Source organism: Flavobacterium panici (genome assembly GCF_903819335.1).
GTDB classification, from domain to species: Bacteria; Bacteroidota; Bacteroidia; order Flavobacteriales; family Flavobacteriaceae; genus Flavobacterium; species Flavobacterium panici.
Map to the genome: position 1 here is coordinate 288,725 of NZ_CAIJDE010000034.1, position 16,597 is coordinate 305,321.

Here is a 16,597-nt window from a genome sequence, read left to right on the forward strand (position 1 = left end):
TAAAAATACTCAAATGAATCAAGCTTTATATTCTGAAATAACTTTAAAATATTTAAAAAAAAATCACCCTGAATTTTTAGAAAATGTTGATTTCAAAGAAGATCATTCTTTTGATTGTTCTATTAAAAGTGTAAGTGGAAACAGATTTTTGTGGATAGCGACTTACGATTTAGAAATAACAATTGGTTTAGAAAACTATAAAAAAGAATGTGATTGGCATTTTCACATAGGAGCTTCAGGAGGAAATAATCAAACAGAAGAATTAAAAGAATTAACCAAACAGCTGAATGAAATTTTAAATAATGAACAAGTTTTTATTTTAGAAAATGATAAATATATTCCATTTGATAAAAATGATGAGCCAGTTGTAAAAGGTGATGAAAAGTTTTTTATGTGGAATGAAATATAAGTTTCAAAATCTTAGAATCTCAGAACCTTAGCATCTCAGCATCTTTTTTACTTGTAATGATTTCTAAACCAAACCTTCTGCCATTCTCTCTTTAAAATTAAAAAAGCAACCTGTTCAGCTAAAATTACTAAATCCGAACCATCGAGTTTTTTGATTTCGATTTCAGAAACATCAATAATATAAAGAAGGTTCAGATATTCAGCAAATTTGTACTGAATCATTCGGTAAATTTTTTCGTGAAGCTGGATTTTTAGTTCTTCGGGAGAAATGCTAAGCGGAAAATCAATTCCTTCATTGGCCAGATTAAAATCTTTATTGATTTGCTCAATCAGACTTAAATATAAATTTTCTCTTTCGGCATCAGCCAATAAAAAATCGGTATTTTCAGGAATTGGAAACATTGATGCTCTTTAAGAATTGAGGCAAAGTTAAAACTAAAAAATCATTTAACCGTTGATTCTCTTTCAATGATTCTAGTTGGAAGTTCTATAATTTGGTGCACTACAGGTTTATGTTCTTTTATGTCGGCAATTTCATCAATTAAAATAGAAACCGCGGTATGGCCCATTTCAAATCCGGGCTGATCAATTGTCGTTAATTTAGGCGAAATCACCGTACTCATAAACCAATTACTAAAACCAAAAACCGCCACCTGATCCGGCGTTTTTATTCCCGCTTCATTAAAATATTTAATAATCCCGATAGCGACTAAATCTGTAATCGCAAAAATGGCATCGATATCCGGATGTTCGTTCATGATTTTTTGAGCATTTTCGTAACCGTCTTCAAAATCAGTATTATTGTCACAAACATAAACCAATTTCGAATCGTACTCAATTCCGTGAGCTTCGAGTGCGCGTTTATACCCTAAAAAACGATCAATAGAATTTTGAGGAACATACGAACCTCTAAAATGAGCGATTTTTTTATACCCTTTATTAATAAGATATGTAACAGCATCATAAGCTGCTTTGGCATCATTAATAACCACTTTAGAACATTCTACTCTTTTGGCAATTTTATCAAACAAAACAACAGGAGTATTTTTTCGAATCGCTTCATTAATATGAGAGAAATCATCTGTTTCGTTGGAGAGCGACATCAAAACGCCGTCAACCCGCTTTTGGATCAATAAAGCAAGCTGTTTTTTCTCCATTTCATATTTTTCGTTTGATTGCAGAATGATAACTAAATAACCTCTTTTTTCGGCTTCTTCTAAAATGCCATTTAATACGCTCGAAAAAAAGTGATGAACCGTTGCAGGGATAATGACACCAATGGTTTTGGTTTCGTTGGTTCTTAAATTAACCGCTACAGAATTAGGCATATAGTTCATCGTTTCGGCCATTTCGATAACTTTGGCGCGCGTCGATTTGCTAATGTCTGTATATCCTTTTAATGCCTTTGAAACCGTTGTGACTGATATTCCTAAGGCCGAGGCTATATCTATTAATTTTGTATCATTCATGAAATAAATGTACTAAAAAATAAACTTCATTGATAAAAAATATATTTCCGAAAACGTTTTAGGTGATTTCGAAAACGTTTTCGATTTAGAATTGCTAAATTGTGTTTAATTAGTGTTTTAAGTTTACAGTACAAATGAAAAATTTACTAACTAAACCAAAAAAATCATGAAACAGAAACACTCTTATTTAGGTATATTATTTTTGATAATGTGCCTAATTACTGTTCCAAATAATTTATTTGCCCAGGCAAAAAACACGGTGTCTGGAAAAGTATTAGACGAAACTGGACAATCTATTCCGGGAGCAAATGTATCTTTAAAAGACACGGGAAAAAATACGATAACAGATGAAAACGGACGCTATGTTTTCACGGATGTTATTGCCGGAAATTATGTTGTAGAAGCAACAAATGTAGGTTACAAAACATACAGCAAAGAAATTTCGGTAAAAGAAGGAGAATCTGTAGTGGCAGATTTACTTTTAGAAACCGAATCTCAAAGCTTGAAAGAAGTTGTAGTAACAGGTTCATCTGCCCCAAGATCAAAACTTGAATCGAGCGTTGCCATTACCACAATGGGAGCAAAAGCAATCGAAGACAGAGCGCCATCAAGCACGGCGGCTTTATTGCAGACAATTCCGGGATTTGTGGTTGAAGCATCTGGAGGAGAAATTGGAAACAACCTTTTTGCAAGAGGAATTCCGTCTGCGGGAGCTTATGAATATGTACAAATTCAGGAAGACGGATTACCGGTTTTTGAAGATGGTGCGTTACAATTTGCCAACGCCGATACTTTTTACAGATTGGACGAAACGGTGAGTAAAATGGAAGCTGTTCGTGGAGGTTCTGCCTCAATTTTCGCTAACAATGCTCCTGGGGGAATCATCAACTTTATTTCTAAAACAGGTCAAAATGATTTTCAGGGAAGAGCAAAATTCACTACTTCAGATTACGGAATGTTCAGAACTGACCTTAATTTGTCTGGCGCTTTAATTCAGGATAAATTATTTTTTAATGTCGGCGGATTTTACAGAGCTGACAATGGTGTAAGAAATACTGGTTTTACAGCTAATAAAGGCGGACAAATCAAAGGAAATATTACTTATAAATTTGATGACAGCGATTATTTAAGAGTTAACTTCAAACATCTTGACGACAGAAACACATTCTATTTGCCAATTCCTTTAAAAAGCAATAACGGAAAAATCGAAGGTATCGACGGATTTAATCCAAATTACGGAACGTTGACTTCAGTAAATTTCAGTCATTTAAATGTTCCTCAATATGGAGGCGGAACTTTCAGCGCAGATTTAGAAGATGGTTCTCATCCTGTAATCAACTCAATTGGAGCTGAATTCAAAAAGAAAATATCAGATAAAGTAACTTTCAAAAATGCTTTCAAACAAACCAGTATCGATTTAAATTACAATGCGATTTTCCCTAATGGCGGACCGTGGACACAAGATGCTTATGCAACTAGCGTTCAAAACACAACGGCCAGTAATTTGACGTACAGTTATGTAGATAACGGAGCTACTCTTGACCCAAATGCTTTAATCATGAGAGCTGACCTTTGGCATATTGAAAAGAAAATGAACAATTTTGCAAATAATTTCTCTTTTTCTTTTGATTTAGATCCTGTGAAATTAACAGCTGGTTACTACTATTCTAACTGGAAATCAAATCAATACTGGAACTGGAATTCGTATTTAGTAGGCGTTTCAGACAATCCAAGATTGTTAAACGTAAAAGATAATACAACCGGAGTTGACCATACCTGGAATGGTGTAGAAAGAATTACTTGGTTAGAAAGAGATGCACAAACAAAAGGTTTATTGAATGATATTTATGCTGACGCAGAAATTAAAGCGACAGATAATTTGACTTTTAACGCAGGTTTAAGATATAACAAAGACAAATATTCAGGATACAGAGACAACGCTAGATTTTTCTCTGAAGATTTAGGAATTTTAGACAACAACACGGCCGATGATGCAGTAACAACTGTAAAAGGAAATCCGTATACCTATTGGAGATATGATGTAAGCGAATGGTCGTATACTGCCGCTGGAAACTACAAATTCAACGACAATATGGCTTCATACGTTCGTTACAGCCACGGATTTAGATCTCCAATTGAAGAATCATTTTATGATAATGCAGCCAATTTAAGTAAACTGGAAAATACAGAAGTAAATCAGTTTGAATTGGGTTATAAATACTCAAGTTCTTTCTTCTCTGTAAATGCGAATTTATTTCATATGAATTTGAAAAATGTTGCTTTCACGGATATTTTATCTGATGGATCTTCAGAAAATAAATTTGCCGACGTAAACAACATTGGTCTTGAAGTAGAAACTAATGCGAGATATGAATTCGTAAAACTGAACTTTACATTCACGGTTCAAAAACCAGAGTATGATAATTTCACTGGAACAAATGCCGACGGTTCTACTTTTGATTTCAACGGAAATACAGCAAGAAGAATCCCTAAATTTTTCTGTAACCTAAGACCAGAAGTTGATATCACAAAAGATTTTACAGCTTACGTTCAGTTTTCTTATTATGATAAAAAATTCACGAATCAGGATAACAAACAAGTTTTACCAGCTTATAAAGAAGTTGGTGCAGGTTTAAATTACACATACAAAAATCTTCGTTTTGCAGTCGATGCTTCGAATTTATTCAACGAAATTGGTTTAACAGAAGGAGATCCAAGACAAACAACATCTGCAGCAAGCGATGTGTTCATGGCAAGACCTATTTTAGGACGCGCCTTCAGATTTTCTGTAGCCGTTAATTTCTAAATCTAATATACGCAAAGCTACTGTAGAGGCGCACAGCAGTGCGTCTCCACACAGTAACCACAACGAATAAAAAAATATTAAACACATAGAAACATAGATTTTTATACGCTAAAAAAAGAGCAAAAAAGAAACTAGTTTCCACACATAGCTATGTGAATTAATGCAAGTGAAACGCCTTTTGAGTTCAATCTAAGCTATGTTTCAATGTGTTAAATTTAATACACGTACAGTTACTGTAGAGGCGCACAGCAGTGCGTCTCCGTACAGTAACCACAAAGCATAGACAAAACAAACAGAAAAATGAAAAACATAGGAATTAAAATCTCACTTTACCTCAATTATTTTGTCTTCGCTATTTTATTAAACAGCGTAGGAATTGTGATTTTAAAATCGCAAAGAAATTACGGAGTAGATGAAGTTCAGGCGAGTATTTTAGAGGCTTTTAAAGACATGCCAATTGCTATTGTATCCTTTTTTATAGCCTCTTTTTTGCCCCGAATAGGCTATAGAAAAGCGATGTTAATAGGATTGGCTTTGGTCACTTTAGCCTGTATTTCTATGTATTTTGGAAACTCATTTGACAATGCTAAAATCCTTTTTGCAACCGTTGGAGTTTCATTTGCTTTGATAAAAGTTTCGGTTTATTCATTAATAGGAACTGTAACCGAAACCAAAAAAGAACACAACGCTTTAATGAGCAGTATCGAAGGTTTTTTTATGGTAGGAATTGCGCTGGCTTATTTTTTATTTCCGGCTTTTAATAATGAAAATGATCCAAATTCATGGTTAAATGTATATTGGTTATTAGCGGGATTATCGTTTTTATCGTTTCTTTTTTTACTCTTTATAAAATTTGAAGAAACCGAAGTTGCGGCAGGAGCAAACCTCAAAGATGATTTTCTGCAGATGTTCAAATTAATGGCAAAACTGCTGACGGTTATTTTTGTAATCAGTGTGTTTTTATTTGTAATGATTGAACAGGGAATACTTTCGTGGCTGCCAACATTCAATACAAAAGTGCTTCATCTGCCGGAAAATATTAGTATTATGATGGCCAGTATTCTGGCAATTTCACTAGCAATAGGAAGATTGATTGCAGGAATTGTAACCAAAAAAGTAAACTGGATTTATGTTTTAAGTGTCTGTATTATTTCAGCCATGTTGATTGTTGTTTTTGTACTTCCAAAAACAGTTGGATTAGAAGTAAAAAACATTAATACGCTATCAGATATTCCATTAATTGGATTTGCATTTCCTCTAATCGGATTATTTATTGCACCTATTTATCCGTTATTAAATTCGATTGTATTAAGTGCTTTACCAAAGAATTTACAAAGTTCCATGACTGGATTAATTGTAATTTTTTCTGCTCTCGGCGGAACATTAGGATCCAGAATAACAGGTTGGCTTTTTAAAAACGAAGGACCGGAAAAAGCTTTTTATTTTACTTTAATCCCAATGACTTTATTACTGATCTCATTTTTTATTCTTAAAAAAATAACTGCAAAAGATGAAATTTAAATTACATATAACCCAAACCATCGAAAAATTATTGGCTCAGGAAGATACTGATGGCGATAAAAAAATTACGATTGATGATAACGGCCCAAAAAAGTTTTTGCTGTACGATCTAGATGGAAATCCCGCAGATATTAAAGGAACTTATCAGCTTTCGAATTTATTGCAGGAATTGGCTTTGGCTAAAAAAAACAATACTGAATTTGCAGTAATCGATTTAAATGAAATTACCGAAGATCCTGTAAAACGTATTTCAAGAAAAATAAAAGACTTGTACTGGAACGGTCTTACGCGAACAATTGATGCAACGGGCGTAAAGAAAATTCTGGAAGACGATAAAATCGAAAATGAATTTGCATACTTATATGTGCCTTTTGGCGACGAAATTGTTTTTGATTATTTCAAGAAATTAGAAGCCACAATTCCAAAGTTAAAAGTGGTGCAACTGCCTAAAAATATTACTCCGGATTATGTTTTATCGCTGAATAAAAAGCCGGGAATTCTGGCTTTGGCACTTCAAATAAAAAACAACGAAATTTCGGGAGTTCCGTTTGTTGTTCCGGGCGGAAGATTCAACGAAATGTACGGCTGGGACAGTTATTTTATTGCCAAAGGACTTTTGATTGATGATAAAGTTGACCTTGCTTTAGGCATTGCCGAAAACTTCAAATATCAAATTGATCATTACGGAAAAATTCTAAACGCGAACCGAAGCTATTATTTAACTCGCACACAGCCGCCGCTTTATACGTCTTTAATTATGGATGTTTTAGAAAAGTCAAATCCTGATATTTTTTGGATTGAAAGACATTTAAAAACTGCTATAAAAGAATATCTAACGGTTTGGATGGAAGAAGGAAAAAGGCTTACAGCAAATGGTTTAAATCGGTATAAAGCAGAAGGAATTGGGCTTCCATTTGAAGTTGAAGAAGGACATTTTGATGATATTCTGGAACAATATGCACTAAAATATAATCTCTCAACCCGCGAATTCGAAAAGAAATATCTCGAAAGAGAAATTGTCGATACGGAACTCGATAAATATTTTACACACGATCGAAGTATGCGCGAAAGCGGTCATGATACAACACATCGATTGGTTGGAGTCTGTGCTAATTTAAATACCGTCGCAATAAATAGTTTACTTTATAAATACGAAACTGATATTGCTTTTTTGATTAAGAAATACTTTAAAAATGAATTTCAATACTTTGAAGATAAATCTTTTTCAAGCGATTATTGGATTTTAAAAGCATCAGAGAGAAGAGAAAAAATAAACAAATTGTTATGGAATCCTGAAAACGGAATTTATTTCGATTATGATTTTGTAAACGAAAAACAGCACGTTTTTGACGCCGCGACCACTTTTTATCCGCTTTGGGCAAAAATAAGCACACAGGAACAAGCTGATATTTTGGTTAAAAAAACGCTTCCAAAGTTTAAAATGAAAGGCGGAATTGCCGGAAGCACCAAGGAATCAATTGCCGGTTTTGATGATAATTCGCCAACACGACAATGGGATTATCCGTTTGGCTGGGCACCGCATCAAATGCTTTTGTGGGAAGGTCTGCTGAATTATAATTTTAATGAAGAAGCACAGGAAATGGTGTATCGCTGGCTTTGGCTGATTACCCGAAATGCGGTTGATTACAACGGAACCATTCCTGAAAAGTTTGATTTATCAATAAGCTCACATAAAATTTTCGCCGAATACGGAAACGTAGGCACCGAATTTAATTATATAACCGAAGAAGGTTTTGGATGGATGAACGCTTCATATCAATTTGGTTTAACGATTTTAGAAGATGATTTAAAACAAAAATTATCAGATTTGGTTGATCCTGATGAACTTTTTAGTTAAAATAGCCTTCGACTTCGCTCAGGATGACACTCAGTTCTATAATAACGTTTGTCCGGCTGAGCGAAGTCGAAGCCCTTTTAGATGATGCTGTAAATGACAAACCCGACAGGTTTTTAAAACTTGTCGGGTTTACTATGTGTAGATTTTTTCGCCACGAATTACACGAATTTTCACTAATTTAATTACAATGAATAATTCGTGGAAATTAGTGTAATTGCTTCGCCTATTCGCTATCGCTCGGGTCGTGGCAAACAAAAAAAATCTATATAATCCTTTTAATCTGTGGCAAAAAAACTAAACTTTTCTTCCCATTAAATTCTCCCCAAAAGTTCTTAAAATATCTTTCTTTTCAGCGTTAATGTCCATTTTTTCTAAAGTATCAAAAGCCTTAAAAGTATACATTTCAATCGCTTCCTGAGTTGCTTTTGAAGCTCCAGATTCGTTAAAAATAGCTTTTGCAGTTTCTATTTTTTCTGAATTATCTTCTAATTGTAAGCTGAATAATTGCTCTAATTCTGAAGCTTTTTCAGCAGAAGAAAATTCTAAAGCTTTTAAGTATAAATATGTTTTTTTGTTTTCGATAATATCGCCGCCAACCTGTTTTCCAAAAGTTTCCGGATCACCAAAAGCATCTAAATAATCATCTTGTAATTGAAAAGCCAGACCTAAGTTTAATCCGAAATCATAGATTAAATCGCCGTCTTTTTCAGAAGATTTGGCCACAATTGCACCCATTTTCATGGCAGCAGCAACCAAAACAGCAGTTTTATATTCTATCATTTTTAAGTATTCAGGAATCGTAACATCTTTGCGTGTTTCAAAATCAACATCCCATTGTTGTCCTTCACAAACTTCAAGAGCTGTTTTGCTAAAAAGTTTTGCTAAATCTCTAAAAACTGCCGGTTCGTATTGTTCAAAATATTGATACGCCAAAATAAGCATGGTATCACCAGAAAGAATTCCGGTGTTTAAATTCCATTTTTCATGAACCGTAACCTGACCTCTTCGCAAAGGCGCATCATCCATAATATCATCATGAACAAGCGAAAAATTATGAAAAACTTCAACTGCCATTGCCGCCGGAAGTGCCACTTTATAATCAGTATTAAAGACTTCTGCGGCCATTAAAGTAAGTACCGGACGCATGCGTTTTCCGCCAAGCCCTAAAATGTATTCAATAGGTTCGTAAAGATTTTTAGGTTCTTTATGTATGTCTTGTTTATTTAAATATTCAATAAAAAAATCCTGGTACTGACTAATATCGTGCATAAAATGAAATTCTGATTTACGAAGCCCAAAGATACGATTCATAATGAATTATTTCTTTCTTAAAATTAAAAGATAGTTTCCGCTTAAAATTGTCATTAAATCAACTAAATCTTAAGAAGTTAAAATTATTTTGAAAAAAACTTGGAAACTTTTTTGGTGTTTAGAGTTTCCTTTCTATATTTGCGCCATTAAATGGAAACTTAGAACACTAAAAAAGTTTCCGTGAAGAGTTTGAAAAATTTATAAACTCATTAAAATTAGGTATTTATGAAAACAACATGGACTATAGATTCTACTCAATCTGATGTTTTAATCAAAATGAGACATTCTATAATTGCTTATTTAGGAGGAACAACAAATAAATTTGACGGTTATGTGAATATTGAAGACAATGAAATTGAAGATGCATCGGTTGAATTTTCATTGGATATTAATAATAAAAAAGAAAGCTTTCAGCAAATCGATACGAATTTACAGCTTCAGGATTTCTTTGATGTAGACGAACATCCAATTATTAGTTTTAAATCGACTTCATTTCAAAAAATAAACAATAACATCAATTTCTTTAAAGGCGATTTAACGATAAAAGATGTAACAAGAGTGGTAGAACTTGATGCAGAATTTATTGGTGTCAACACTTACAACGGAGAAAAAAAGGTTGCTTTTGAAATTAAAGGAGATATCAAACGTCAGGATTTTGGTCTGGACTACAATTCTTTCCATCATAATGGAGGTTTAGCTCTTGGAAAAGATATTAAACTGATAGCCAATCTGGAATTTAGTATATAAATCTTACATAATGAATAATTTAATGTAAAATTATTACAAAAATGACGGAAACTATTTTTTTGATTTTAGTTTCCTAATTATATTTGTAATGCAATTGGAAAAATTAAAATGAAAGAGAAAATTATATCAAAAGCAAGTGAGTTGTTTTTAAGACTTGGTTTTAAGAGTGTTACAATGGACGATATTGCTGGAGAAATGTGTATCTCAAAAAAAACGATCTATAAATATTTTTGTAATAAAGAAGTTTTGATCGAAGAGAGCACCTCATCAGTTCACAGACAAGTACACGAAGTTATTGATACCATCGTAGCTAAAAACTACAACGCAATTCATGAGAATTTTGAGATTAGAGAAATGTTTCGCGATATGTTTAAAAACAGCACCGACACCTCTCCTTTATACCAGTTAAAAAAGCATTATCCTGAAATTTATCAAAATGTAATGACACACGAAATCGAACAGTGCAACCATTATTTTAGAGATAATATTTTAAAAGGCATTCGTGAAAATTTATATCGACCAGACATCAATATAGATTTGTATGTGAAATTTTATTACACCTTGATTTTTCACATTAATGAAACAACCATTTCTGAAAGAGAAGCGCAAAAAATAGAATTAGAAGCTTTAGAATATCATACCAGAGCGATGGCGACAGAAAAAGGTATAATCGAACTCGAAAAGCAGCTTGAAAAAATTAAAGAATAATCATAATCATCAATCTCTAAATAATATTTAACTACATATGAAACGAATAGTTCTTATATTTTTGTGCACAATTGGTCTGTCGGCCAACGCACAGGTAACCACCTTAACCTTAAAAGACGCCATAAACTACGCGCTTCAAAATAAAGCCGATGCTAAAAAAGCAAAACTGGAGGTTGAAAACAGCGAATATAAAATTCAGGAAGTGCGTTCAAGAGCATTACCTCAAATTAGTGCAAACGGAAATATTACATACAATCCGGTTATTCAAACAACAGTAATTGACGGAGCAGGATTTGGTGCACCAGGAACTACAATCCAGGCAGCATTTGGTCAAAAATGGACTTCAAATGCAGGGCTTTCTTTAACTCAGGCAATCTTTGACCAATCTGTTTTTACAGGTTTAAGAGCTGCAAGATCGACTCGTGAATTTTATCAAATAAACGATCAGTTAACAGAAGAACAAGTTATTGAAAGAGTTGCAAATAACTACTATTCTGTATATGTACAAAAAGAAAGATTGGTTTTGTTAGACAGCAATTATGTAAACACAACAAAAGTTCGTGATATCGTAAAAGGCCAGTTCGATAATGGTTTAGCAAAAAAAATCGACCTGGATCGTATCATTGTAAAAATGTCAAATATTGACACGGAACGTCAGCAGATTAAAAACCAAATTACTTTACAGGAAAATGCATTGAAGTTTTATATGGGAATGCCTATCGAAACTGTAATTGATATGCCAAAAGAAGAATTTGATGTTGTTCCTGCTGCCTTAACAGAACAGCCAAATGTTGAAAACAGAACAGAATATCTGCTTTTGAAAAAGCAAGAAGAGCTTTTAGTATACAACAAAAAAGCAGTTGAAGCAGGATATTATCCTACACTTTCATTAACAGCTGGTTACAATTATATTGGTCAGGGACCTCAATTTCCTTGGTTTGCAAAACCAAAAGATGGAGTGTATTGGTCAGATTACTCTGCAATTGGATTAAACTTACATGTACCAATCTTTACAGGTTTTGGAACTCGTGCCAAAGTAAGACAAGCAGATGTTCAAATCAGATCACTTCAGGAAGACATCAAAGACACTAAACTTTCTCTTGATTTAGATTACAGAAATGCAATTGCTCAAATCGAAAACAATCTTGTAACGATCGAGAATCAAAAAGAAAACATGCGTTTGGCAACTGAAATCTTAAGCAATACAAAAAACAATTACCTTCAGGGGTTAGCATCTTTAACAGATTTGTTAGATGCTGAAAATGCATCACTTGAAGCACAAAATAATTATACAAGAGCAGTTTTAAATTATAAAATTGCCGAAATATCTTTAATCAAATCAAAAGGCGAACTAAAATCTCTTATTAAATAACTAATTACAATGAAGAAAACTATTACAACAATCGTAATCATAATTGCAGCCCTGGGTGTAATTGGATATGTCTTAAATAATAATAAGAAAAAGAACAAGGCAAAAACTGATATCGTAGCAGAGAAAAATGCTGCAGTTTCAGTAAAAATATCTCCGGTAAAAACAGAAGAAGTTTCATTAGATTTCGTTGCAAACGGAAACTTTCAGCCAATTCAGGAGTTAACTTTCTCTGCAGAAAAATCTGGAAAAGTAATCAGCGTTTTAGCTAAAGAAGGGGACTACGTAAGAGTAGGACAGACATTATTAACTGTAAGAGGAGACGTTATTAATGTAAGTGCACAACAAGCTCAGGCAGCTTTTCAAAATGCAAAATCAGATTACAGCAGATACGAAAACGCATTTAAAACAGGCGGTGTTACAAAACAACAATTAGATCAGGCAAAATTAGCTTTAACAAATGCAGAGTCTAATTTAAAACAAGCGAACATCAATGTTGGAGATACTAAAGTAAAAGCGCCAATCAATGGTTTTATCAATAAAAAATACATTGAGCCGGGATCTATTTTAGCAGGAATGCCAGCTACAGCTTTATTTGATATCGTAAACGTTTCTAAATTAAAATTAGTAGTTACAGTAAACGAAAATCAGGTTGCAAGCTTAAAAGTAGGAAACCATATTAATGTAACGGCTAGTGTTTATCCTGATAAAAATTTCTCTGGAAAAATTACGTTTATCGCTTCAAAAGCAGATGAGTCTTTAAATTTCCCGGTTGAAATTGAAATCCAAAACAATGCAAACAACGACCTAAAAGCAGGTATGTACGGAACTGCAAACTTTGCATCAAACCAACAAAAACAAAACCTGATGGTTGTACCTAGAAATGCTTTCGTAGGAAGTGTAAACAGTAACGAAATCTTTGTTGCTGAAAACGGTGTTGCAAAATTAAGAAAAGTTGTTGCTGGAAGAATTTTGGGAGATAAAGTAGAAGTTATCAAAGGATTATCTGATGGTGAAAAAGTAATCGTTACAGGTCAGATTAACTTACAAGACGGAAACACAGTAGAAATTATTAAATAATTATTTGGCTATAAGCCGTAAGCTATAGGCTATAAGCAAATTCAAAGCTTAAAGTCTACTGCCTACTGCCTAAAGCATAAAGAAAAAATATATGAAATTAGCCGAAATATCCATAAAACGTCCGTCGTTGGTAATTGTATTGTTTACAATTCTGACACTTGGTGGATTGTTCAGCTACAGCCAGTTAGGTTATGAGCTGATCCCAAAATTTGAACAGAACGTTATTACAATTTCTACTATTTATCCGGGAGCTTCTCCAAGTGAGGTAGAAAATACAGTGACAAAGAAAATTGAAGATGCGATTGCCTCTTTAGAAAATGTCAAGAAAATCGATTCGAAATCATACGAAAGTTTATCTATTGTTTCGATTACACTGACATCAAATGCAAAAGTCGATTTCTCTTTAAATGATGCACAGCGTAAAATCAACGCGATTATTAGTGATTTGCCAGAAGATGTTAAAACACCGGCATTAACTAAATTCTCGCTGAGTGATTTACCAATTATGACGCTTGGTGCAAACGGAAAAATGGACGAAGCGGAGTTTTATGACTTAATTGACAAAAAAATTGCTCCTATTTTATCTCGTGTACAAGGTGTTGCTCAGGTAAATATTATTGGTGGTTCTGAGCGTGAAATTCAGGTAAATCTTGACGCTGTAAAAATGCAGGGTTACAACTTATCTGTTCCTCAGGTGCAACAAAACATTTTGACTTCGAACTTAGATTTCCCAACAGGAAACATTCAGACTCGTAATCAAAAAATATTAATTCGTTTAGCGGGTAAATATAAAAGTGTTGAAGAATTAAGAAACCTTGTAGTTTCTTCTCAAAACGGAATCCAAATACGTTTAGGTGAAATCGCCGACGTTCAGGATACACAAAAAATTGCCGAGAAAATCTCTCGTGTAGATCAAAAAAGTGCGATTGTTTTACAAATCATCAAACAATCTGATGCTAATGCGGTTGCGGTAAGTGAGCAGTTATTAAAAACAATTGCACAGCTTGAAAAAGATTATAAAGTAAATCAGTTAAAACTTGAAGTTGCAAAAGATAGTACCATTTTTACTCTTGAAGCAGCAGATTCTGTAGTACACGATTTATTGATTGCGGTAATTCTGGTAGCATTTGTAATGTTGTTCTTCCTTCACAGTATTAGAAACTCATTGATTGTAATGGTTTCGATTCCTGCATCGTTGATTGCAACTTTTATCGGGATTTATTTAATGGGATATACATTAAACTTGATGAGTTTATTAGGATTATCTCTGGTAGTAGGTATTCTTGTGGATGACGCGATTGTGGTACTGGAGAATATTTACAGGCACATGGAAATGGGTAAAAGCCGAATTCGTGCATCGTATGACGGTACAGCAGAAATTGGTGGAACGGTAACTTCGATTACATTAGTAATTGTGGTTGTATTCCTTCCAATCGCGATGAGTTCTGGATTGGTATCTAACATCATTACACAATTCTGTGTTACGGTAATTATCTCAACAATGTTGTCACTTTTGGCTTCATTTACAATTATTCCTTGGTTATCTTCTCGTTTCGGAAAATTAGAGCATATTGAAGGAAAGAATTTATTTGGAAGAATCATTCTTGGTTTCGAAAGCTATTTAACACGTTTCACTGACTGGGTTTCTCATTTATTGACTTGGTGTTTAGATCATTATATTAAAACTTTTGTTGTCGTAATTATATTATTCTTTGCTTCAACAATTGGATTAATGGGTGGAGGTTTCATTGGAGGAGAGTTCTTTGCTTCTTCTGATAGTGGAGAGTTCTTAGTTCAAATTGAGATGCCAAAAGATGCTTCGTTAGAGCAAACTAACTTTATGACGCAAAAAGCAGAAGCTTTCTTAAAATCTCAGGAATATGTTCACAGTCAAATTACAACAGTAGGACAAACCAGTGAAGGTTTTGGAGCATCGCAAGCTACGGCTTATAAAGCAGAGATTGACGTAAAAATGATCGAACAAAAAGATCGTACAGATGATGCGAATGTTTATGCAGCAAAAATCAAACGTAAACTTGAAAAAGTATTAGTTGGAGCAAAAGTAAAAACAGTTCCGGTTGGTATTTTAGGAACTGCAGAAGATGCTACATTAGGATTAATCGTAACAGGACCTTCAACAGATGCAGCGATGGCTTTTGCTAAAAAAGCGGAAGCTGAATTACGTACAATTCCTGGAACAACAGAGATTAAATTAACGGTTGAAGACGGAAACCCGGAGATTAACGTAAAAGTAGACCGTGATAAAATGGCTGCTTTAGGATTAACACTTCAAACAGTTGGTTTAACCATGCAGACTGCTTTTAGTGGAAATACAGACGGTAAGTACAGAGCTGGTGAATATGAGTACGATATCAACATTAGATATAATGCTTTTGACAGAAAAAGTATTACCGACGTAAGTAACCTAATTTTTGTAAACTCAGCCGGACAGCAAATTAAATTGTCTCAGTTTGCAGATATTACAGAAGGATCTGGACCTAGCCAGTTAGAGCGTAGAGATAAATCTGCATCTGTAACTGTAAAAGGACAAAATGTTGGGGTACCATCAGGAACAATCGTGCAGCAATGGCAGGCTAAACTTGATAAATTAGATAAGCCAGCCGGAGTAAATTATATTTGGGGAGGTGACCAGGAAAATCAATCTGAAGGATTTGGTACTTTAGGAATCGCTTTACTTGCCGCTATTATTTTGGTTTACCTTGTAATGGTGAGTTTGTATGACAGTTTCGTTCACCCATTCGTAGTATTATTTGCAATTCCGCTTTCGTTTATAGGAGCGATGTTAGCACTGGCATTAACAAACAACTCATTAAACATCTTTACCATTTTAGGTATCATCATGTTGATTGGTCTGGTGTGTAAAAATGCGATCATGCTTGTCGATTATACCAACCAAAGAAGAGCTGCGGGAGAATCAATCAGAACGGCATTAATTCAGGCAAACCACGCTCGTTTACGTCCAATCTTGATGACAACAATTGCGATGGTATTTGGTATGTTCCCAATTGCATTAGCAAAAGGAGCTGGAGCAGAATGGAAAAACGGTTTGGCTTGGGTAATTATCGGAGGATTAATTTCTTCTTTATTCCTAACGTTGATTGTAGTTCCTGTAATTTATAATATCATGGAGAAAATCATTCATAAATTCTCTAAAGGAGAAAAAATCGATTACGAAGCTGAAATGGTTGCTGATTATGAGCACACAGAATTAAGCGAGGACGGTTTTAACCCTAAACATACCCATTAATTTTTGATTTAATTTTAGACGAAAAAATCCCAAATTCCGAAAGGAGTTTGGG

The 16,597-nt window shown here is 33.9% G+C and carries 12 protein-coding genes; 9 read left to right on the plus strand and 3 right to left on the minus strand.

Translation table 11 applies throughout. The features are described from left to right. The first annotated feature begins 13 nt into the window (after positions 1-13). Complete coding sequence (locus tag FLAPXU55_RS07495; RefSeq protein WP_180857164.1) at positions 14-409, plus strand: hypothetical protein; 396 nt, start codon at positions 14-16, stop codon at positions 407-409. 47 nt (positions 410-456) lie between these two features. Here the strand turns inward: FLAPXU55_RS07495 and FLAPXU55_RS07500 are convergent, their stop codons facing one another. Then, positions 457-810 (minus strand): hypothetical protein, encoded by a 354-nt coding sequence (locus tag FLAPXU55_RS07500; protein WP_053471534.1) that lies wholly within the window; start codon positions 808-810, stop codon positions 457-459. Positions 811-851: 41 nt separating this feature from the next. Then, a complete protein-coding gene (locus tag FLAPXU55_RS07505; protein WP_180857165.1) occupies positions 852-1,877 on the minus strand; it encodes a LacI family DNA-binding transcriptional regulator in 1,026 nt (341 codons plus the stop codon). Positions 1,878-2,043: 166 nt separating this feature from the next. On the opposite strand from FLAPXU55_RS07505, the gene FLAPXU55_RS07510 reads away from it, so the two are divergent. From FLAPXU55_RS07510 to FLAPXU55_RS07520, 3 genes are all read left to right on the plus strand, one after another. Continuing rightward, positions 2,044-4,683, plus strand: a complete 2,640-nt coding sequence (locus FLAPXU55_RS07510; protein WP_180857166.1) for a TonB-dependent receptor — start codon at positions 2,044-2,046, stop codon at positions 4,681-4,683. Positions 4,684-4,983: 300 nt separating this feature from the next. Next, positions 4,984-6,204 carry an MFS transporter gene (locus tag FLAPXU55_RS07515; protein ID WP_180857167.1) on the plus strand — a complete coding sequence of 407 codons (1,221 nt, stop codon included), beginning with the start codon at positions 4,984-4,986 and terminating at the stop codon, positions 6,202-6,204. Beyond that, positions 6,194-8,062, plus strand: a complete 1,869-nt coding sequence (locus FLAPXU55_RS07520) for an alpha,alpha-trehalase (RefSeq protein WP_180857168.1) — start codon at positions 6,194-6,196, stop codon at positions 8,060-8,062. Before FLAPXU55_RS07515 ends, FLAPXU55_RS07520 begins: the two co-directional genes overlap by 11 nt. A 294-nt stretch (positions 8,063-8,356) precedes the next feature. Here the strand turns inward: FLAPXU55_RS07520 and FLAPXU55_RS07525 are convergent, their stop codons facing one another. Further along, positions 8,357-9,331 carry a polyprenyl synthetase family protein gene (locus FLAPXU55_RS07525; protein WP_053471572.1) on the minus strand — a complete coding sequence of 325 codons (975 nt, stop codon included), beginning with the start codon at positions 9,329-9,331 and terminating at the stop codon, positions 8,357-8,359. Positions 9,332-9,598: 267 nt separating this feature from the next. Between FLAPXU55_RS07525 and FLAPXU55_RS07530 the strand changes: the two genes are divergently transcribed. The 5 genes from FLAPXU55_RS07530 to FLAPXU55_RS07550 all read left to right on the plus strand — a co-directional run bounded on the left by FLAPXU55_RS07530 (position 9,599) and on the right by FLAPXU55_RS07550 (position 16,545). After that, positions 9,599-10,120 carry a YceI family protein gene (locus FLAPXU55_RS07530; protein ID WP_053471529.1) on the plus strand — a complete coding sequence of 174 codons (522 nt, stop codon included), beginning with the start codon at positions 9,599-9,601 and terminating at the stop codon, positions 10,118-10,120. A gap of 108 nt (positions 10,121-10,228) precedes the next feature. Beyond that, positions 10,229-10,828, plus strand: coding sequence for a TetR/AcrR family transcriptional regulator (locus tag FLAPXU55_RS07535; protein WP_180857169.1), 600 nt, complete (start codon positions 10,229-10,231; stop codon positions 10,826-10,828). Between the two features lie 37 nt (positions 10,829-10,865). Then, positions 10,866-12,200 (plus strand): TolC family protein, encoded by a 1,335-nt coding sequence (locus FLAPXU55_RS07540; protein ID WP_180857170.1) that lies wholly within the window; start codon positions 10,866-10,868, stop codon positions 12,198-12,200. A 9-nt stretch (positions 12,201-12,209) separates the two neighbouring features. Continuing rightward, complete coding sequence (locus tag FLAPXU55_RS07545) at positions 12,210-13,277, plus strand: efflux RND transporter periplasmic adaptor subunit (protein WP_053471526.1); 1,068 nt, start codon at positions 12,210-12,212, stop codon at positions 13,275-13,277. 91 nt (positions 13,278-13,368) lie between these two features. Then, the gene (locus FLAPXU55_RS07550; protein WP_180857171.1) at positions 13,369-16,545 is read left to right on the plus strand and encodes an efflux RND transporter permease subunit; all 3,177 of its coding nucleotides are present in this window, start codon (positions 13,369-13,371) and stop codon (positions 16,543-16,545) included. Positions 16,546-16,597 lie beyond the last annotated feature (52 nt).

Excerpts from the sequence above, each read along its gene's own strand:
- FLAPXU55_RS07495 (WP_180857164.1), top strand. The coding sequence starts at position 14 with ATGAATCAAGCTTTATATTCTGAAATAACTTTAAAATATTTAAAAAAA.
- FLAPXU55_RS07500 (WP_053471534.1), bottom strand. The coding sequence starts at position 810 with ATGTTTCCAATTCCTGAAAATACCGATTTTTTATTGGCTGATGCCGAA.
- FLAPXU55_RS07505 (WP_180857165.1), bottom strand. The coding sequence starts at position 1,877 with ATGAATGATACAAAATTAATAGATATAGCCTCGGCCTTAGGAATATCA.
- FLAPXU55_RS07510 (WP_180857166.1), top strand. The coding sequence starts at position 2,044 with ATGAAACAGAAACACTCTTATTTAGGTATATTATTTTTGATAATGTGC.
- FLAPXU55_RS07515 (WP_180857167.1), top strand. The coding sequence starts at position 4,984 with ATGAAAAACATAGGAATTAAAATCTCACTTTACCTCAATTATTTTGTC.
- FLAPXU55_RS07520 (WP_180857168.1), top strand. The coding sequence starts at position 6,194 with ATGAAATTTAAATTACATATAACCCAAACCATCGAAAAATTATTGGCT.
- FLAPXU55_RS07525 (WP_053471572.1), bottom strand. The coding sequence starts at position 9,331 with ATGCACGATATTAGTCAGTACCAGGATTTTTTTATTGAATATTTAAAT.
- FLAPXU55_RS07530 (WP_053471529.1), top strand. The coding sequence starts at position 9,599 with ATGAAAACAACATGGACTATAGATTCTACTCAATCTGATGTTTTAATC.
- FLAPXU55_RS07535 (WP_180857169.1), top strand. The coding sequence starts at position 10,229 with ATGAAAGAGAAAATTATATCAAAAGCAAGTGAGTTGTTTTTAAGACTT.
- FLAPXU55_RS07540 (WP_180857170.1), top strand. The coding sequence starts at position 10,866 with ATGAAACGAATAGTTCTTATATTTTTGTGCACAATTGGTCTGTCGGCC.
- FLAPXU55_RS07545 (WP_053471526.1), top strand. The coding sequence starts at position 12,210 with ATGAAGAAAACTATTACAACAATCGTAATCATAATTGCAGCCCTGGGT.
- FLAPXU55_RS07550 (WP_180857171.1), top strand. The coding sequence starts at position 13,369 with ATGAAATTAGCCGAAATATCCATAAAACGTCCGTCGTTGGTAATTGTA.